Annotated in this window: 18 protein-coding genes; 5 read left to right on the top strand and 13 right to left on the bottom strand. The window is 63.8% G+C overall.

The genetic code is table 11. The annotated features are described in order from the left end of the window. Positions 1-4 precede the first annotated feature (4 nt). The 3 genes from B5M07_RS13805 to B5M07_RS13815 all read right to left on the bottom strand — a co-directional run bounded on the left by B5M07_RS13805 (position 5) and on the right by B5M07_RS13815 (position 3743). Positions 5-1942 carry a peptidoglycan -binding protein gene (locus B5M07_RS13805; protein ID WP_120351735.1) on the bottom strand — a complete coding sequence of 646 codons (1938 nt, stop codon included), beginning with the start codon at positions 1940-1942 and terminating at the stop codon, positions 5-7. Beyond that, a complete protein-coding gene (locus B5M07_RS13810) occupies positions 1942-3141 on the bottom strand; it encodes a biopolymer transporter ExbB (RefSeq protein ID WP_067941511.1) in 1200 nt (399 codons plus the stop codon). Before B5M07_RS13810 ends, B5M07_RS13805 begins: the two co-directional genes overlap by 1 nt. 71 nt (positions 3142-3212) lie before the next feature. Further along, positions 3213-3743, bottom strand: coding sequence for a gamma-glutamylcyclotransferase (locus B5M07_RS13815; RefSeq protein ID WP_120351736.1), 531 nt, complete (start codon positions 3741-3743; stop codon positions 3213-3215). A 66-nt stretch (positions 3744-3809) separates the two neighbouring features. Between B5M07_RS13815 and B5M07_RS13820 the strand changes: the two genes are divergently transcribed. Further along, positions 3810-4817: a DUF2125 domain-containing protein gene (locus B5M07_RS13820; protein WP_120351737.1), complete on the top strand. Its 1008-nt coding sequence runs from the start codon at positions 3810-3812 to the stop codon at positions 4815-4817. Positions 4818-4824: 7 nt separating this feature from the next. Here the strand turns inward: B5M07_RS13820 and B5M07_RS13825 are convergent, their stop codons facing one another. From B5M07_RS13825 to B5M07_RS13845, 5 genes are all read right to left on the bottom strand, one after another. Further along, complete coding sequence (locus B5M07_RS13825; RefSeq protein WP_120351738.1) at positions 4825-5619, bottom strand: extensin-like domain-containing protein; 795 nt, start codon at positions 5617-5619, stop codon at positions 4825-4827. Then, entirely contained in the window at positions 5616-6536 is a 921-nt protein-coding gene (locus B5M07_RS13830; protein WP_120351739.1) for a prephenate/arogenate dehydrogenase family protein, read from the bottom strand. The genes B5M07_RS13825 and B5M07_RS13830 overlap by 4 nt, the downstream gene beginning before the upstream one ends. Next, positions 6536-7618 (bottom strand): histidinol-phosphate transaminase, encoded by a 1083-nt coding sequence (gene hisC / locus B5M07_RS13835; protein ID WP_120351740.1) that lies wholly within the window; start codon positions 7616-7618, stop codon positions 6536-6538. Before hisC ends, B5M07_RS13830 begins: the two co-directional genes overlap by 1 nt. Positions 7619-7805: 187 nt before the next feature. Next, on the bottom strand, positions 7806-8426 hold the full coding sequence (gene rpsD / locus B5M07_RS13840; protein WP_007118979.1) for a 30S ribosomal protein S4: 621 nt from the start codon (positions 8424-8426) through the stop codon (positions 7806-7808). 168 nt (positions 8427-8594) lie between these two features. Next, positions 8595-9164 carry a DNA-3-methyladenine glycosylase I gene (locus B5M07_RS13845; protein WP_120351741.1) on the bottom strand — a complete coding sequence of 190 codons (570 nt, stop codon included), beginning with the start codon at positions 9162-9164 and terminating at the stop codon, positions 8595-8597. A 106-nt stretch (positions 9165-9270) separates the two neighbouring features. On the opposite strand from B5M07_RS13845, the gene B5M07_RS13850 reads away from it, so the two are divergent. The 3 genes from B5M07_RS13850 (at position 9271) to phbB (ending at position 12252) form a co-directional block, all read left to right on the top strand. Further along, positions 9271-10113 carry an EAL domain-containing protein gene (locus B5M07_RS13850; RefSeq protein ID WP_120351742.1) on the top strand — a complete coding sequence of 281 codons (843 nt, stop codon included), beginning with the start codon at positions 9271-9273 and terminating at the stop codon, positions 10111-10113. Between the two features lie 164 nt (positions 10114-10277). Beyond that, positions 10278-11453, top strand: coding sequence for an acetyl-CoA C-acetyltransferase (locus B5M07_RS13855; RefSeq protein WP_120352275.1), 1176 nt, complete (start codon positions 10278-10280; stop codon positions 11451-11453). Positions 11454-11529: 76 nt separating this feature from the next. Further along, positions 11530-12252 (top strand): acetoacetyl-CoA reductase, encoded by a 723-nt coding sequence (gene phbB, locus B5M07_RS13860; RefSeq protein WP_067629533.1) that lies wholly within the window; start codon positions 11530-11532, stop codon positions 12250-12252. Positions 12253-12440: 188 nt separating this feature from the next. On the opposite strand, the gene B5M07_RS13865 is transcribed toward phbB, so the two are convergent. The 3 genes from B5M07_RS13865 to B5M07_RS13875 all read right to left on the bottom strand — a co-directional run bounded on the left by B5M07_RS13865 (position 12441) and on the right by B5M07_RS13875 (position 13685). Continuing rightward, positions 12441-12605 (bottom strand): YdcH family protein, encoded by a 165-nt coding sequence (locus B5M07_RS13865; RefSeq protein ID WP_082849498.1) that lies wholly within the window; start codon positions 12603-12605, stop codon positions 12441-12443. Positions 12606-12705: 100 nt separating this feature from the next. Further along, positions 12706-13473 carry a tRNA1(Val) (adenine(37)-N6)-methyltransferase gene (locus B5M07_RS13870; protein ID WP_120351743.1) on the bottom strand — a complete coding sequence of 256 codons (768 nt, stop codon included), beginning with the start codon at positions 13471-13473 and terminating at the stop codon, positions 12706-12708. Then, the gene (locus tag B5M07_RS13875; RefSeq protein WP_040700850.1) at positions 13470-13685 is read right to left on the bottom strand and encodes a putative signal transducing protein; all 216 of its coding nucleotides are present in this window, start codon (positions 13683-13685) and stop codon (positions 13470-13472) included. The genes B5M07_RS13870 and B5M07_RS13875 overlap by 4 nt, the downstream gene beginning before the upstream one ends. Before the next feature lie 55 nt (positions 13686-13740). On the opposite strand from B5M07_RS13875, the gene B5M07_RS13880 reads away from it, so the two are divergent. Further along, positions 13741-14739 carry a polyprenyl synthetase family protein gene (locus tag B5M07_RS13880; RefSeq protein WP_120352276.1) on the top strand — a complete coding sequence of 333 codons (999 nt, stop codon included), beginning with the start codon at positions 13741-13743 and terminating at the stop codon, positions 14737-14739. On the opposite strand, the gene B5M07_RS13885 is transcribed toward B5M07_RS13880, so the two are convergent. Together B5M07_RS13885 and B5M07_RS13890 are read right to left on the bottom strand one after the other, a co-directional pair. Continuing rightward, entirely contained in the window at positions 14736-15608 is an 873-nt protein-coding gene (locus tag B5M07_RS13885; RefSeq protein ID WP_120351744.1) for a 4-(cytidine 5'-diphospho)-2-C-methyl-D-erythritol kinase, read from the bottom strand. The genes B5M07_RS13880 and B5M07_RS13885 overlap by 4 nt on opposite strands. After that, complete coding sequence (locus B5M07_RS13890; protein WP_120351745.1) at positions 15605-17314, bottom strand: tetratricopeptide repeat protein; 1710 nt, start codon at positions 17312-17314, stop codon at positions 15605-15607. The genes B5M07_RS13885 and B5M07_RS13890 overlap by 4 nt, the downstream gene beginning before the upstream one ends. Positions 17315-17357 lie beyond the last annotated feature (43 nt).

Here is a 17357-nt window from a genome sequence, read left to right on the forward strand (position 1 = left end):
CCGCTCACTTTTCGGTAAATTTAAGCTCGATCCGCCGGTTCTGCGCCCGCGCGGCTTCGGTATTGCCCTCGGCCACGGGCTGGTACTGGCCAAAGCCATTGGCCGCCAAACGATCCGGCGCGATGCCAAGGAAGTTGACCATATATTTGACCACCGACAGCGCCCGCGCTTGGCTCAGTTCCCAATTGTCCGCGAACGCCCCAAAGCCGGAAAGCGGCACATTATCGGTATGGCCATCGACACGGATCACCCAGTCGATCTCTGCCGGGATCTCGTCTACCACGCTGCGCAGAATGCCCGCTACCTTGGCAATCTCGCCCTGCCCGTCTTGGCTCAGCACCGCACTGCCCGGCCCGAAAAGCACCTCGGAAGAGAAGACAAAGCGGTCGCCTTCGATCCGCACGCCCTCCTGATTGCCCAGAAGGTCACGCAACCGGCCAAAGAATTCCGAGCGGTACTGGGCGAGGTTCTTGCTCTCCTCCTCCAGCCGCTTGCGCTCTGCCGCTTCGAGCTCGGCGCGACGCCGTTCCTCTGCCGCCACCCGTGCCAGCGCGGTGTTCAACTCGGACCCGAGCGATTGCAACTCAACCGATCTTGCCGCATCCCGCGCCACGGCATCGTCGAGCAGCGCCTGTAGGTTGCCCAGTTGCGCGCGCAGTTCCGCGACCTGCTGGTTCAGCAATTCGGTCTGACGCTGCGCCTCGGCGCTGACCGCCTTCTCGTCGGCCAAGGTCGCTTCGGCCTGCGCCAGTAGGGCGGCGCGGCGCTCGGCGGCGGTGGTCTTGTCCTCGGCCAGCGTTTCAGCGGCAAGCTTTGCCGCCAGCGCCTGCGCCAGACGTTCGCGCAGATCCGACTGCGAGCCGCTCAGTGCTTCGCCCTCTTGTTCAAGGCTCTGCACGCGGGCCAGCGCCTCGGCCAAGCGGGCATTCAACGCCTGCTCGGTCACCTCTGCCTGTGCTAGTTGTGTGCGCAAGTCCTCTTCGGTGCCCTCTGCCGCGTCCAACTCTTCGGCCAGCGCGGCGCGCTCGGCCTCGAGACCTGCTCCGCTTTGTTCAGCCGCCTCCAAGCTCAGCAGAGCTGCGGCGAGTTCACTGTCCAGATCGCTTCGCGCCGCGCGCGCGGCGGCCAGCAAGGTCAAGGTGTCTTCGGCCTTCTTGCGCTGCGCCTCAAGCGAGAGGGTCATGGCCGTCAATTCCGCATCCGCATTCTCAAGCCGGTCGCGCAATGCCTGCGCCGCTGCGGCTTCGGCCAGACGGGCGGCTTCCTCGGCGCTGAGCGCTTCTTCGGCCTCTAACACCTCGGCATTGAGGGCCGCGACCTCAGCCTCGGTTTCAGCGTTTTGGGCACGCAGATCGGCCACCAGCGCATCCAACGCCTCGCGCTTTGCCGCGGCCAGCCGGGCCGTTTCCGCCTGCGCGTCGATCTCTTCCCGCGCGGTGCTCAGCGCGAGGTTCAACGCCTCTTGCTCATCCAGCAACGCGGCTTCGCGGTCTTCCAAGCTTCCGATGCGCGCCTGATCTTCGGCCTGCGAAGCCAGAAGGGCCGCCACCCGCGCCTCGAACCCAGTGATCTCGGCCTCGGCGGCCTGCAACGCGGCCTCTTGGGCGTCGCGTTCAGAGGTCAGCCCGGCGATCACCGCTTCTTGGCGCGAGACCTCATCGCGGGCATCGTTCAGTGAGGCATTCAGCGCCCCAAGCCGGGCCTCCAGCCGCGCAGTGGTGCGTTCCTCGACTCCAAGCGCTTGGGCAAGGGCCGCGACCTCTCCGGCCAATTCGTTCAACTCGCTCTCTTGGCCGCTGATGCGTTCGGTCAGGACGAATTGCACGACCATAAAGATCGTCAACACGAACATCAGAACCAGCAAAAGCCCGGTCATCGCATCGACGAACCCCGGCCAGATCGAGCCCTGAAACCGTGCGCCTGTCCGCCGGGAAAGTGCCATTACTGGTCCCCGCCACCGGGGACATCGCCGGCCCGCAGGCGACGGGCCTCAGGCGCGCGCTGCCCGGAAAGCGCCTTGGCCAGCAGTGAGATATCCTTGCGGAATTCGGCCATCGTCTCTTGCCGCCCGGCAGAAATCTCTTCGAGAATGCGCAGCATCTGCACGTCGATTGAGCGCAGCCGCATCCGGCTCTCCGCGTCGATCCCTTCGCCCGCCACTTGCCCTTCGAGCACGGCAATCAACCGGTCTTGCCCGTCGGCCACCCGATCAAGGGCGCTGTTCGTCGTCGTGTCATGCTCCATCCGCGTGGTCATCCGGTCAACGGCATCGGCAAGCTTGCCCAGCTTGTCGTCGACCATGGCGCGGCTGACGTCGGACTGGGTGAACATCTGCTGCATCTCGGCCATCTGTTCGACCATCTGGTCCATCACGCTGGCCATGATATTTTGGTCGCCCACATCGTCGCCCGAGGTCAGCCCGACCCGCGTGATGGAGCTCAGCCAATCTTCGAGCTCTTGGTAGAAACGGTTCTGACCGTGGCCCGCAAAAAGCTCCAACAGCCCGACGACGAGAGAACCCGCAAGCCCCAAAAGCGATGAGCCAAAGGCCACGCCCATGCCGCCCAACTGCGCTTCAAGCCCGGTCATCAGGCGGCCAAAGACATCAACCCCCGCCTCCCCTTCGCCGGGGGCGAGCGAGCGGATCGTGTCGACCACAGCAGGCACGGTCGTGGCAAGCCCGTAGAAGGTACCGAGAAGACCAAGGAAAATCAGCATGTTGACGATATAGCGCGTGATCTCGCGCACCTCGTCGATACGTGAGGCGACAGAGTCGAGGATCGACCGGGTCGAGGCTGTGCTGACCTGCATCCGCGCACCGCGCTGGCGCAACAGCGACGCCAAAGGCGCCAGCAGCTGTGGCGGTTGCGCGTCGGGTTCGGCATTGTCGGCGGCAAAATCCTCAATCCAGCGGACCGAGCCGATCAGCTGCGTCACCTGATAGAAACAGGCCAGTACGCCGACGACGAAAACAAAGATGATTACCCCATTAAGCCATGGGTTCGCGGCAAAGATCGGCAGCACACTGGGCAGGGCCAAAAAAGCGCCCACGCCGGTCAATGCCAATACGATCAGCATCAGAGAAATCTGACGCACCGGTTGTGAAAACTGCGGTTTTGCCTTGCGGTCTGGCTGTGCCATGCGGCCTTTCCTGACCCTCTATTCTGCTCTTGGCGCAGCTTACACTGAAACGGCGCGGAGTTGCCAAGTTTTTATGAGGCCAAAGCCCTTACGCGATCATGCAACCACTCCAACGCGGGGTCATGCAAGCCCACTTCGGAAAGATGCACGGCAGTGTTGATTAAATACTCGGTATTTGGCCCGCGCCCGCCTACGGCGCGGGCAATGATCTGGGCCTGTTCTTCCAGTGGCAAGCCGCCGCAATATTGGTCATGCGCCGCGTCGATCACATAGGTCACCGCCTCCACGTCGCGGCCATCGGTCAGATGCACGGTGAGGTTTTTCTCGACATAGGCCGAGGAGATCAGCTCACGTTCGCGCAGATAGTCCAGCGTCTGCGCCTCCTGCCCCGGAGCCACGCGCATCGCCATGCCTTCGCAGGCCGAGCGGACAGATTCGTCGAGCGCCAGCACCAGCCCCGGCTGCTCCACCGTGCCGCGGTGGTGGATCGAGCGCATGCAGAACGACCGCGCATAGCCCGGCAGCGTGGCGATCACGCTTTCCGCCACCTCAAAACCCGGGTTCCACAAAAGGCTGCCATAGCCAAATACCCACATTGTCATCCTGCTGGTCCTTTCTGCTGGCCTTCGGTAAACCGCATCTGAAGCACGATTTGAAGGGCTATCGAAATGCGGAAATTGGTTTGGCTGCTGATTGTGCTCGCCGTACTTTGGGGCGCGTGGTGGGCCACTGCGACGACGCAGATGCAAAGCACCCTGACCGGCCTGCTCGACACCCGCCGCGCGGCGGGGTGGGAGGTTACGCTCAAGGACATCAGCAAATCGGGATTCCCCCTCTCCTTGCAAAACCGGTTGAGCGGGCTTGCCGTGGCGGCTCCCGCCCGCAGCTTGGCATTTGAGGCCCCGCAGTTTGATCTTTCCGCCCCGGTCTGGTGGCCCGGCGACCTTTCTGCGCGCGCCTCGGTCGCAAGCGCCGCGCTGCCTGCGGGCGCGCTGCCCTTGACGCTGAACATACGCGACCTGCGTGCCGAGTTGGCGCTGCATCCCGGGACCACGCTTCAACTGGAAGCGATTGAGCTCCGCAGCACGCATCTTGAGGTCAATGGCCCCGACGGGCTGTTGCTGGAAGCCGAAGAGCCCCGGATGCGGGTCACGCAGTCTTCGGGCGCGGCGCGGGACTATGACATTGCCTTGCTGCCCGGCGGAATCACCCCCGGCCCGCTGCTGCGCAAGGTTCTGGGGGACGGCGCGGTGCAGCCCGGCGGGCAGCCGATCCTGTCTGCGCGAATGGCCGTGACCTTTGCCCGCCCGCTGGATCGTCACAGCGCGGTGGCGGGCACCCTGCCCCAGATCGATGCGCTGACGGTTGAGAATGTCGATGCCGCATGGGGCGACGTGGCTCTGGGCGCCGAAGGCGCGCTGACCTTTGATGCCGAGGGCATTCCCGACGGGGTGCTGAGCCTGCGGATCACCAATTGGACCAAACTGCTTGATGCGGGCGAACGTGGGGGTTTCCTGCCGCCCTCCATGCGCGGGCAGGTGAATACCATGCTGCGGCTGTTGGAGGCGCGGGGCAGCACGCCGGGCGGTCTGGATCTTGATCTGGTCTTTGCCGATGGGCAGATGGTCCTTGCGGGTCTTCCGCTTGGCTCGGCACCGCGATTAATCCAGCCGTAAGCGGGCCTTAGCGGCAGTAGCTGCCGCTGCGATACCGCGCCGTGTCGAAATGGAAATGGTCTTGGTGATAGCGGTCCGCTTCCGGCCCAAGCACCGTGCCGAACGGCCCGCAAGCGCCCCGGTGCATCCGCCGCATCGCCTTGCTGCTGCGGCGGGCGCGCCAGCCTTTCAACACGGTGACCAAGCTGCCGTCCGCCAGTTCAAACCCGGAGATATCAATCGCGCGGCCCTTACCGTGCTCGGATATCTTGCCGCCTTTGCGGTTGTTCCGCGTCCGACAAGCGTAATGCGCCGCGACCCTTAGCTCTTTCAGCCCGCCGCCCTGCCCCGCCAAAGCGGGCACCGCCGACTGGCGCACCCATGTGTCCAGCGCCTTGGCCGTGGTGCAATCCATCACCGCGGCATTGCTGAGCTTGATGCCTGAGACGGAGCGCACTTTGACCGCGTTCTCGACCCCGCAACCGTTGATCTTGCCGGGCACCCGGCCCACCGGCGTGCCCTGTATTGCCAAGTCTCCGCAGACCGCGCCCTTGGCCAACATCTGCCGACGTGCGCGGGCGGCTTTCTCGATCTTGCGGCTGCGCAGCGCGGGGCGAAGCGAGGTTTCCATCCCCCGCCCCCCTTCAGCGGCAGCACGGGCGGCGGGGTCACGCTTGGGCTGTTCAATCGCGCCCGAGGGCACGACGATCAGCGGCAAGGTATCCCCATTGTCCCGCGGGACCGGGCGTTGCGAACTGTCCGGCCCCGCAGCGAGGGCGACTTGCCCCAGCACAATCAGCGGCAGGACAGCCCAGCCCTTCATGACTTGCGTGCCCCCCGGCCAAAGTCGGGCGCATCGGTGTCCTGCCCCGCCTCGATAATGCCGCGCCGGATCGCGCGGGTGCGGGTGAAATAGGCGTGCAGATGATCGCCGTCGCCGGTGCGGATCGCGCGTTGCAGGGCAAAAAGTTCTTCGGTGAAGCGGCCAAGGATCTCCAGCGTGGCGTCCTTGTTGGTCAGGAACACATCGCGCCACATGGTCGGATCGCTTGCCGCGATGCGGGTGAAGTCCCGAAAACCGGCGGCGGAATATTTGATGACTTCGCTGTCGGTCACCCGGCGCAGGTCGTCGGCCACGCCCACCATCGTATAGGCGATGAGGTGCGGCGCATGAGAGGTGACCGCAAGCACCAGATCGTGATGCTCGGCGTCCATCTCTTCGACATTGGCGCCCGCCCCTTCCCAAAGCGCGCGCAGCCGGGCGATGGCGTCCGCGTCGGTGCCTTCGACCGGGACCAGCAGACACCAACGGTTGTCGAAAAGCTCGGCAAAGCCGCTGCGCGGGCCGGAATGCTCGGTTCCTGCCAGCGGGTGCGCGGGGATGAAATGCGCGCCTTCGGGCAGATGCGGCCCCACCTGCGCGATCACATCGGCCTTGACCGAGCCCACATCCGTCACCGTGGCACCGGGGGCCAGATGCGGCGCGATTTCGGCGGCGACGGCCCCCATGACGCCGACCGGTACGCAGAGCACCACCAGATCGGCCCCCTTAACGGCTTCGGCGGCGCTGTCGCAGACGCGGTCGCAGAGGCCGATCTCGCGCGCCGTGGCGCGGGTCTCGTCGCTGCGGGCATAGCCTGTGACTTCGCCCGCCAGCCCGCCGCGTTTCATTGCCCAGAAAAGCGACGAGGCGATCAGCCCCAGCCCGATCAGAGCGACCCTGTCATAGACCTGAGCCATCAGCTGCCCCCCTTGAACTGCCGCACCGCATGGACCACCCGGCGGCAGGCGCTTTCGTCGCCTACGGTGATGCGCAAGCAGTTGGGCAGGTTGTATCCAGCCACCCGGCGCACGATCAGGCCTTGGGACTTGAGGTAGTCGTCGCAGGCCTCCGCCTCGGCCTGATTGGCGAAACGGGCCAGCACAAAATTGGCAAGCGAGACATCCGAGGCCACGCCGATCTCGGCCAGCGCATCGGCGAGCCATGTGCGCCAGCGGGCGTTCTCGGCCCGGCAGTGGTCGGTATAGGCCCGATCACGCATCGCCGCTTCGGCAGCGTTGAGTGCGGCCTGTGAGAGGTTGAACGGCCCCCGCACGCGGTTGAGGACGTCGATCACATGGGCGGGTCCATAGCCCCAACCGATGCGCAGACCGCCCAGCCCGTAGAGCTTGGAAAAGGTGCGCGTCATCACCACGTTATCGCGCCGGTCCACCAGTGCGGCTCCGCCGTCGTAGCCCTCGACATATTCGGCATAGGCCCCGTCGAGCACCAAAAGCGCCTGCGGCGGCAGCCCCTCGGCCAGCCGCTCGATCTCGGCCAGACCGATCATCGTACCGGTCGGGTTGTTGGGGTTGGCGATGAACACCAGCCGCGTGGCGTCGGTACAGGCGGCGAGGATGGCATCTACATCGGTCACCCGCTCACGCTCGGGCACCTCCACGGGCGTGGCGCCCGCGGCGAGGGCAGAGATGCGGTACATGGCAAAGCCGTGTTCGGTGTGCACCACTTCGGTCCCCGGTCCGGCATAGGCTTGGCAAAGGAAGGCGATGATTTCATCCGAGCCCGCGCCGCAGATGATCCGCCCCGCATCAAGGCCCAGCACCTCGGCGATGGCGGCGCGCAGCGCGCTATGATCGGAAGACGGGTAGCGATGCAGATCATAGGCCGCGCGGCGGTAGGCTTCGACGGCGGCAGGGCTGGGCCCCAGCGGGTTTTCGTTCGAGCTGAGTTTGACCACATTATCAAGGCCCGCGACATGCGCCGCACCCCCTTGATAAAGGTCAATCTCCATAATGCCCGGTTGCGGTGCGATCTGTGTCATCTCGCTCTTTCCTCACGCTACTGCCGCCCTTCTATCGGGGCCGCAGCGGTGATGCCAGAATCATTCTGCATCCGCGCCTGCCCCGGACAGGCTGTTGCATTGCTGCGCCCCGGCCCGGCCCCGCGCAAAGAAAAAGGCCGCGCGGTGTGCACCACGCGGCCTTTCGATTGTCGACTGGCGAAGAAACTTAGTTCTTCGCGTAGAATTCCACGACGAGGTTCGGCTCCATCACAACCGGGTATGGCACGTCGGACAGACCGGGTGTGCGCACGAAGGTTGCTGTCAGCTTGGAGTGATCCGTCTCAAGGTAGTCAGGCACGTCACGCTCGGGCAGCTGAACCGCTTCGAGAACGGAAGCCAACTGCTTGGAACGGTCACGCACTTCGATGACGTCACCCTCTTTCACGCGGTAGGAGGGGATGTTCACTTTTTTGCCGTTCACACGAACGTGGCCGTGGTTCACGAACTGGCGCGCTGCGAAAACGGTTGCAACGAACTTGGCGCGGTACACAACGGCGTCCAGACGACGCTCAAGCAGACCGATCAGGTTTTCACCAGTATCGCCTTTAACACGCTCGGCTTCGCCGTAGATGCGGCGGAACTGCTTTTCGGTCAGGTCGCCGTAGTAGCCCTTGAGCTTCTGCTTGGCGCGCAGCTGGATACCGAAATCGGAAATCTTGCCTTTACGGCGCTGACCGTGCTGGCCGGGGCCGTATTCACGACGGTTCACCGGGGACTTCGGACGGCCCCAGATGTTTTCGCCCATGCGGCGGTCTAGTTTGTGCTTGGCAGCTGTGCGTTTTGTCACGGCTGTTCTCCTTTATAAGGCCCCGAGGGGCGGTAAAGGGCGTTGTCCTTTGGCCGAAGCCCGACAGGCTTCCCCTTGCGGGGTCCACCAACACCAATGAAGGGGCGCTTATACGGTGCCATGGCCGGGAGTCAACGGGGGATTTCAGCAGGGGCAATACGCCCCGCCCTACCGCGCCATCGCCGCACAGGGGCCGTGGCGGTGGCAGGTCAGAATATGATCGTTCACCAGCCCGCAGGCCTCCATCCACGCATAGGTGATCGTCGGCCCACAGAACTTGAAACCGGCTTTCTTCAGGTCTTTGCTCACCTGTTCTGACAGCGCGGTTTTCGGCGGGACCTCAGCCTGTGTGGCAAAGCCGGGCTGCAACGGCACCCCATCCACATAGCGCCACATGAAGCTGTCAAAGCCCTCGCGTGCCTCAAGCTCCTGCCAAGCACGGGCATTGGTAATCGCGGCCTCGATCTTGCCCCGATGGCGGATGATGCCCGGATCGCCCAGCAGGCGCGTGACATCCGCCTCGCCCCACTCGGCAATCTGATGCGGATCAAACCCGGCGAAAGCGGCGCGAAAGTTGTCGCGTTTTTTAAGGATCGTGATCCAGCTTAGCCCGGCCTGAAATCCGTCGAGAATCAGTTTTTCCCAAAGTGCGCGGCTGTTATATTCGGGCACACCCCATTCGGTGTCATGGTAGGCTTGGTAAATCGGGTCCTCCCCGGCCCAGTCACAGCGCTGCATCTTTGCGTCTCCTGCCCGTGATCCACCGCGGAAAACGCCGCTGATTAAGACCGTGTTATCACCTTTGCGCCCATACCCACGGCAGGACAGAAAGAAGAGTACCGCCGTGCCCCGTCGATTCCAACGCCCTATCGCCGATATCCCCCCCGGAGGGGACAGCCCGCTTAACCATGCGGTAACGCAGCGCGATGCCGCGACCCTAGAAATGGTGCGCGACGCCGTGGCGCACCGTCAGACCCTGCTGGCCTTTCAGCCGGTCATGCGGGCCAGCGATCCGACGTCCATCGCCTTTCATGAGGGGTTGATCCGCCTGCTTGACCCCACGGGCCGCGTGATCCCAGCCAAGGATTTCATGCCAGCGATTGAGGATACGGAAACCGGGCGGCAGGTGGATGTTCTGGCCCTGCGCCTTGGCCTGAACGCGCTGCACCACCACCCCGGATTGCGGCTGTCGATCAATATGTCGGCCCGTTCCATCGGGTATCAGGAATGGACCCGCGTCTTGCGCCACTGGCTGGCCCGCGACGCGACCTTGGGCGAACGGCTGATTCTAGAGATTACCGAAAGCTCGGCCATGATGGTGCCGGAACTGGTGGCGAACTTTATGGATCAATTGCAGCCCTATGGCATTTGCTTTGCCATGGATGATTTCGGCGCGGGGCAAACCGCGATCCGCTATTTCAAGGATTTCTACTTCGACATCCTGAAACTTGACGGGCAGTTCATTCGGGGCATCGCGACGAACCCCGACAACCGCGCCCTGACCGCCGCGCTGATGTCGATCGCCACACATTTCGACATGCTCACCGTGGCCGAATGCGTGGAGAACGCGGCCGACGCAGCGGTCCTGGTCGAGATGGGTGTCGACTGTTTGCAGGGCTACCATTTTGCCGCCCCCACGACCCGGCCCGCCTGGCTTGGGTTCGACCGCATGCGCGCCACAGGCTGACCGGGTAAAGAGGGTAACGCCATGTCGGCAGCGTGGCGCTGCCTGCTCAGTTGCCGCATTGCAGCGCATCCGCTATCACTACCTTAGAGGGACGGGAGCGCCCACGCCCGACGATGGCGCGTGTCGGTGTGCCCCCGCCCAACAAGGTAGAGGAAAGTCACATCATGACCAATGTCGTCATCGCATCCGCCGCCCGTACCGCCGTGGGCAGTTTCGGCGGGGCGTTTGCCAATACACCCGCCCATGATCTGGGTGCCGCCGTTCTAAAAGAACTGGTGGCCCGCGCCGGGGTCGACCCGTCCGAAGTCTCTGAGACCATTTTGGGGCAGGTGCTGACCGCCGCTCAAGGCCAGAACCCTGCGCGTCAGGCACATATCAATGCGGGCCTGCCGAAAGAAAGCGCCGCTTGGGGCATCAACCAAGTCTGTGGCTCGGGCCTGCGCGCCGTGGCATTGGCGGCCCAGCACATCCAACTGGGGGATGCGAACATCGTCGCCGCTGGCGGTCAGGAGAACATGACCCTCAGCCCCCACGCGCAGAACCTGCGTGCGGGTCAGAAGATGGGCGATCTGCAGTTCATCGACACGATGATCCGCGACGGTCTGTGGGATGCGTTCAACGGCTACCACATGGGCCAAACCGCCGAAAACGTCGCCGAAAAATGGCAGATTTCCCGCGACCAGCAGGATGAATTCGCCGTCGCTTCGCAAAACAAGGCCGAGGCCGCGCAGAAAGCTGGCAAATTCGCGGATGAGATCGTCGCCTACACGATCAAAACCCGCAAAGGCGAGACTGTCGTCGATCAGGACGAATACATCCGCCATGGGGCCACCATGGAAGCCATGCAAAAGCTGCGCCCTGCCTTTACCAAAGACGGCTCGGTCACTGCGGCCAACGCCTCGGGCCTGAACGACGGTGCAGCCGGTGCCCTGCTGATGAGCGCGAATGACGCCGAAAAGCGCGGCATCACCCCGTTGGCGCGCATCGCCTCCTATGCCACGGCAGGTCTCGACCCGTCGATCATGGGCGTCGGCCCCGTCTATGCTTCGCGCAAGGCGTTGGAGAAAGCCGGTTGGAAACCAGAAGACCTCGACCTTGTGGAAGCCAACGAAGCCTTCGCCGCGCAGGCCTGCGCCGTGAACAAGGAAATGGGCTGGGATCCGGAAATCGTGAACGTCAACGGCGGTGCAATCGCGATCGGCCACCCAATCGGCGCCTCCGGCGCGCGCGTGCTCAACACTCTACTGTTCGAAATGCAGCGCCGCGGGGCCAAAAAAGGTTTGGCGACGCTGTGTATCGGCGGCGGTATGGGTGTTGCCATGTGTCTTGAGCGCCCCTAAAACTACAATTGGCGCGCAATTTTGTTGCGCGCCAAAACATGCAATTGCAAGAACATTACCTTGAGGGAGGAGTTACATGTCACGCATCGCTTTGGTCACCGGGGGCAGCCGCGGCATTGGCGCGGCCATTTCCACCGCGCTGAAAGACAAAGGCTATACCGTCGCCGCCACCTATGCGGGCAATGACGAAGCCGCCGCAAAATTCACCGAAGAGACCGGCATCAAGACCTATAAATGGAACGTGGCAGATTACGACGCCTCCAAAGCCGGTATCGAACAGGTCGAGGCCGATCTTGGTCCCATCGAGGTGGTTGTCGCCAACGCAGGCATCACCCGCGATGCGCCTTTCCACAAGATGACCCCCGATCAGTGGAACGAGGTCATCGCCACCAACCTCACCGGGGTGTTCAACACGATCCACCCGGTCTGGCCCGGCATGCGTGAGCGGAAGTTCGGCCGTGTCGTCGTGATCTCTTCGATCAACGGCCAGAAAGGTCAGTTCGCCCAAGTGAACTATGCCGCGACCAAGGCGGGCGATTTGGGCATTGTGAAGTCATTGGCCCAAGAAGGCGCGCGCGCAGGCATCACCGCCAATGCGATCTGCCCCGGCTATATCGCGACTGATATGGTCATGGCCGTGCCCGAGAAGGTCCGCGAAAGCATCATCGCGCAGATCCCCGCGGGGCGTCTGGGGGAGCCTGAGGAAATCGCCCGCGCGGTGGCCTTCCTCGTCTCTGACGACGCGGGCTTCATCAATGGTTCGACCATCTCGGCCAATGGCGCGCAATTCGTCGTTTGATCGACGCCAGCATGGAATCGAAAAGGCCAGCCCCTCGACGGGCTGGCCTTTTTCATTGCGGCGGGAGGGGCCGTTCACCCATCACGCTCAGTATCGCTTCTGGCATCCCCCTGCCCTAGGCAAAGGCTGCCGCCCCGCCCCAGCGAAACGACAGCCCTCGAATGAAAATCTCAATTCACGGGGTGAGGTCAGCTCGACAGGCGGCTAATCTCCTCCTTCAGGCGCAGTTTTTCCTTCTTCATGGAAGCCACTTGTAAATCGTCCATACCGGGGGCGCGTTGCGCGGTTTCCACCGCCTCACTCATCGCCTGATGCTTGCGCTTCAGGGTGTCCAGATGTGCGTTCAAAGCCATACAATCCTCCATGATTGGTGTGTGGAATTTCAGTGGACCACAGCGCGACCCACAAGTCACGCAGCACCGCAGCATAGGGGTGAAGTTGGTAAAAAAACGCTTAAGAAGTAGGATAAGTCAGCGGCGCGCCGCGACGCAGGACCGCTTCGATTTCCGGCACATAGCTGTTGCCATCCGATTCATGCTGCGCGCCACGGTGCATAGCGTAGCTGTGATAGAGCCGAAAAGCACCGCGGCCATTCTTGCGGGCACGCAAAAGAATCAACTCCGGCATCCGCCCCGCGCGCGAGGCCAGAGGCAGCACTTCGACCGATCCCATCTCATGCGGAAGGGCGGCCAGAATCTCGGGCAGCCGCTCGGCACGGTGGATAAAATGTGCCTGCCCTTTGGGTTTGAGCCGCCGCGCCGCGGTGCGAACCCATTGCCGCAGGGGCGTGGCTTCGCCCAAGGCGGTCTCTCGCCCCGGATCGCGGGACTGAACCGAGGCGGCCCGGTCGAAATAGGGCGGATTGGCCAGAACGTGGTCAAATTGTCGCTGCCGCAGATGCAGGGGCATGTCGGTCAGATCGGCCTCGACCACCTCCAGCGCCGCGCCGCCATTACGCCGCGCGAGTTCGGCATAGGCAGGTTGCAGCTCACACCCCGTCAGCGCCAGCCCCGGCACCCGCGCGCCCAGACAAAGCACCGCCGCACCGACCCCACAGCCCAATTCCAGCACGCTTTGCCCCGCCGTGGCCTCAATGCTCGCGGCCAGCAAAACAGGGTCCACCCCGGCGCGGTAGCCCCGCCCCCGGCGCGGCTGCCAGAGGTGCAGCTTGCCGCCCAGAAAGGCGTCACAGGTCAGGTCATCTTCGGCGAAACGGGTCACAGCCCCAGCGGAATCTCATTGTCGCGCATCACCCGCAAAGCGGCGTCATGGTCATCGGGGTGCACCATCAAGCGGCGCGGGAAAATCCCGATGCCGCCTTCGAGCACGCTCATGTTTACGTCCATTTCAAAGCAGTCTATATCCTCCCCCCTGAGAAGGGCGGTGGCAAAGGCGATGATGGTCATATCGGTGCTGCGCAAAAGTTCCTTCATATCAAAGATGTAGAGCCGGATCACCGGCATGTCGAGCGGGACGCGGGAAATGATGATGAAAAGTGATGCAACGGCCAAACCGCACGACCGCATGGCGGCCTATCTAAGCGATGATATGGCGGCGGTCAGCGCCCTGATCCGTGAGCGGATGGCGTCGAAGCACGCCCCCCGCATTCCCGAAGTCACCGCCCATCTGGTCGAAGCTGGCGGCAAGCGCCTGCGCCCGATGCTGACACTGGCCGCAGCGCGGATGTGCGGCTACGGCGGCCCCTATCACGTCCATCTCGCGGCGACGGTGGAGTTCATCCACACCGCGACCCTGCTGCATGACGATGTAGTGGACGAAAGCGCGCAGCGCCGCGGGCGGCCCACGGCGAACCTTTTGTGGGACAATCAGTCCTCGGTGCTGGTGGGCGATTACCTTTTCGCGCGCAGCTTTCAGTTGATGACCGAACCGGGCTCAATGCCCGTCATGCGAATCCTGTCGAACGCCGCCGCGACAATTGCCGAGGGGGAGGTCTTGCAACTGACCGCCGCGCAGAACCTTGCCACGGATGAACAGGTCTACCTGCAAGTCGTGCGTGGCAAGACGGCGGCGCTGTTCTCGGCCGCGACCGAGGTGGGCGGCGTAATTGCCGACGCGCCAGAGGATCAGGTCAAAGCGCTTTACGACTATGGGGACGCGCTTGGCATCGCCTTCCAGATCGTTGACGATCTTTTGGATTATCAAGGCGATACAGGGGCCACGGGCAAAAACGTCGGCGACGATTTCCGCGAGCGCAAGCTGACCCTGCCAGTGATCAAGGCCGTTGCCAAAGCCGATGAGACCGAGCGCGCGTTTTGGGTGCGCACCATTGAAAAGGGCAAACAGGAAGAGGGCGATCTCGACCATGCGCTGATGCTCTTGGGCAAACACGATACGCTGACGGCAACACAGCGCGATGCGCGGGACTGGGCAGAAAAGGCCCAATCGGCCCTTGCCCCCCTGCCCGACCATGAGTTGAAAGGCATGTTGATCGATCTGGCCGACTACGTCGTCAGCCGGATCAGCTAAGCGGCCAAGATCGGCGCGGCGGCGACCCACCACTGGGGCGCGGCACTGCTGATGCGGAGGGCCGCGTTCTCGGCCTGCGACGCGGTGGCGTAGAGACCGAAACAGGTCGCGCCCGAGCCGGACATCCGCGCCAGCGCCGCATCGCTCAGCGCCTCCAGACAGGCCCCGATGATCGGCTCCCGCGCGATGGCGGGGGCGGCGAGGTCATTGCGCTGTTCGCCCAGAAAATCGATGAATTCAGTAAAGCCCGTGAAGGTCGGGATCACCTCCGGCATCGGCGGTTGGTTCTTATCGGTCAGGGCCGAAAAAACGGCAGGCGTCGGCACATCGACGCCGGGATTCACCAACACCATATGGCAGGGCGGCAGTGGCGAAAGCGGCGTGAGGATCTCCCCCACCCCCTGCATCCGCTGCGGGCCGCGTGTCAGGCAGACCGGCACATCCGCCCCGAGCCGCGCCGTGTCTGCGGGCAATGGGACGCCCCAATGCGCGGCAAGCAGGTCCAAAGCCGCCGCCGCATCGGCAGAGCCGCCGCCGATCCCTGCCGCCGCGGGCAGATGTTTCTCCAGATGCAGCGCCGCGCCTTGGCCTGCGCCGGCATCCAGCATCTCTGCCGCGCGCAGGATGAGGTTGCGGGCATCGGTCGGTACACCTTCGGCACGCGGGCCGCTGACCGCCAGGGTCAGATCATTCGCAGCCGCCACATGCAGCGCATCGCCCACGCCCGCCCGCACCACCAGCGAATCCAGCAGGTGATAGCCGTCAGCGCGCTGGCCGGTGCAATGCAGGGTCAGGTTCACCTTGGCCCAAGCCATCCGCGACGCCGCAGCGCCGGGACCAGCGGGTGCCCCATTGTTCGGAAGGCTCATTCGTCTGCAGCAACCTTCAGCGGGGCCGCGCCCTCTTCGGACAGCACGGCATCAAGCCCGACTTCCAGCTTGCGGCGCATCCGCTCAGGGTCGGCCTCGGAATCCGCATCCGTCAGGTCCACGAAAGACAGCGCCCGACGCCACTGGAACTCGGCCTCGCGCTGGCGGCCCACGGCCCAGTAGACATCGCCGAGGTGGTCGTTCACCACAGGGTCCACCGGCTCCAGCTCCACCGCGCGCTCCATCTGCTCGACCGCCTCTTCGTAGCGGTCCAAACGGTAGAACACCCACCCTAGCGAATCGACGATATAGCCACTGTCGGGGCTAGCCGCGACGGCGCGTTCGATCATGTCCAACGCCTCGTCCAGGTTGCGCTGTTGTTCAACCAGCGAGTAGCCGAGGTAGTTCAACACCTGCGGCTGCTCTGGGTTCAGCTCAAGTGCGGCGCGGAAATCGGATTCTGACCCTTCCCAATCGCCGCTGCGCTCTTTGGCGATGGCGCGGGCGTAGAACAGCACCCAGCGGGCGCGGGCGGTTTCAGGCGTAAGCGCGAGCGCTTCGTCGTAGGACGCGATGGCCGCCTCATAGTCTTCCTCGGCGCGCAGCATGTCGCCCAGCGTGGAATGCACCACCGCCAGTTCCCCATGACTGCGGGCGAGTTGCTCCAGCACTTCGATGGCCTGCGCCGTCTTGCCCGAGCGCCGCAGCGCATCGGCGCGGCCCAATTCCGCAGCGTGATAGGCGGGGCTGTCGGCAGGCAGAGATTTGTACTCGGCAATCGCCAGATCATGCTCGCCGAGGTTTTCCAAAAGGCTGGCCGTCAGCAAAAGCGCATCGACATGATCGGGGCGCAGATAGCGCGCGATGCGCGAGTAGAGCAGCACATAGTAGTCCCCCGCCGCCTCGTTGCGCAGCACGGCGGCAAAGGTGAAAAACACCTCGGCCATACCCGCTTGGGCGTCGGGCATATGGCTGAAGGGGGCCGGTGCCTCTTGCTGCAGGGCCTCGATCAACCGCGCGATTTCGGGATCGGTATCTGCGCCAAAGCCGTCCGAGAGCACGGCCAGTGCATCGTCGCTGCGCCCCAGTTGGCCAAGGATCTCGGCATGGGCCATGACCCCGCGCCGGGTCTGGCCCGCAGCGCCCGCCGCACCACTGTCAAAGATCGCCTCTGCCCCTTCGAAGTCACCCACACTCGCCAGCGCGAGGGCCTTGTGATACATCACAAAGCCCTGCATCCCGGCCTCTTCGCTGAGGCCGTCAAATGCAGCCATGGCGGCGGTGACATCGCCTGCGCCCATATGCGCCCAAGCCTGCACCAACCCGCCGACCCAAGGGCCGATGGAAGATGTGTCCCGCTCTAACAGGGCCTTGTAATCACCCTCTTTCGCCATCGCGGCCACGAGGGTCATCTCGGCCACTTGGCTCTTGGTGCCGAGGGTGATCATGTTGCGCGCCAGCGGCAGCGCCTTATCCACCCGCCCAAGCGAGAGATAGGACAGCACCGCGCTTTCCATCAGTTCGATGTTCTTGGGATCACGGGCCAGCGCCTCGGTGTAGTAGCGCGCGGCTTCGGGGTAATCGCTGTTCACGGCGGCATGCCGCCCCGCCAGATAGGGGCCCGCGATCGACTGCGCCATCAGTGGCGCAGAAAGGCCGATGCAAAGCGCCGCAACGCTGGTGAAACCTAGGACATTCCGAAACATGCAAACCGCCTCATATCGCTTTGCGCTCAGGCTATCATCTCTG

Origin of the sequence: Sulfitobacter sp. D7 (assembly GCF_003611275.1) — a bacterium.
Lineage (GTDB): Bacteria > Pseudomonadota > Alphaproteobacteria > Rhodobacterales > Rhodobacteraceae > Sulfitobacter > Sulfitobacter profundi.

Bases quoted from the DNA above. Each gene is read 5' to 3' on its own strand.
- B5M07_RS13875 (WP_040700850.1), bottom strand. From the start codon at position 13,685: ATGAAGGAACTTTTGCGCAGCACCGATATGACCATCATCGCCTTTGCC.
- B5M07_RS13880 (WP_120352276.1), top strand. From the start codon at position 13,741: ATGAAAAGTGATGCAACGGCCAAACCGCACGACCGCATGGCGGCCTAT.
- B5M07_RS13825 (WP_120351738.1), bottom strand. From the start codon at position 5,619: ATGAAGGGCTGGGCTGTCCTGCCGCTGATTGTGCTGGGGCAAGTCGCC.
- B5M07_RS13890 (WP_120351745.1), bottom strand. From the start codon at position 17,314: ATGTTTCGGAATGTCCTAGGTTTCACCAGCGTTGCGGCGCTTTGCATC.
- B5M07_RS13855 (WP_120352275.1), top strand. From the start codon at position 10,278: ATGACCAATGTCGTCATCGCATCCGCCGCCCGTACCGCCGTGGGCAGT.
- B5M07_RS13810 (WP_067941511.1), bottom strand. From the start codon at position 3,141: ATGGCACAGCCAGACCGCAAGGCAAAACCGCAGTTTTCACAACCGGTG.
- phbB (WP_067629533.1), top strand. From the start codon at position 11,530: ATGTCACGCATCGCTTTGGTCACCGGGGGCAGCCGCGGCATTGGCGCG.
- B5M07_RS13830 (WP_120351739.1), bottom strand. From the start codon at position 6,536: ATGGCTCAGGTCTATGACAGGGTCGCTCTGATCGGGCTGGGGCTGATC.
- B5M07_RS13805 (WP_120351735.1), bottom strand. From the start codon at position 1,942: ATGGCACTTTCCCGGCGGACAGGCGCACGGTTTCAGGGCTCGATCTGG.
- hisC (WP_120351740.1), bottom strand. From the start codon at position 7,618: ATGACACAGATCGCACCGCAACCGGGCATTATGGAGATTGACCTTTAT.
- B5M07_RS13845 (WP_120351741.1), bottom strand. From the start codon at position 9,164: ATGCAGCGCTGTGACTGGGCCGGGGAGGACCCGATTTACCAAGCCTAC.
- B5M07_RS13885 (WP_120351744.1), bottom strand. From the start codon at position 15,608: ATGAGCCTTCCGAACAATGGGGCACCCGCTGGTCCCGGCGCTGCGGCG.
- B5M07_RS13865 (WP_082849498.1), bottom strand. From the start codon at position 12,605: ATGGCTTTGAACGCACATCTGGACACCCTGAAGCGCAAGCATCAGGCG.
- B5M07_RS13815 (WP_120351736.1), bottom strand. From the start codon at position 3,743: ATGACAATGTGGGTATTTGGCTATGGCAGCCTTTTGTGGAACCCGGGT.
- B5M07_RS13820 (WP_120351737.1), top strand. From the start codon at position 3,810: ATGCGGAAATTGGTTTGGCTGCTGATTGTGCTCGCCGTACTTTGGGGC.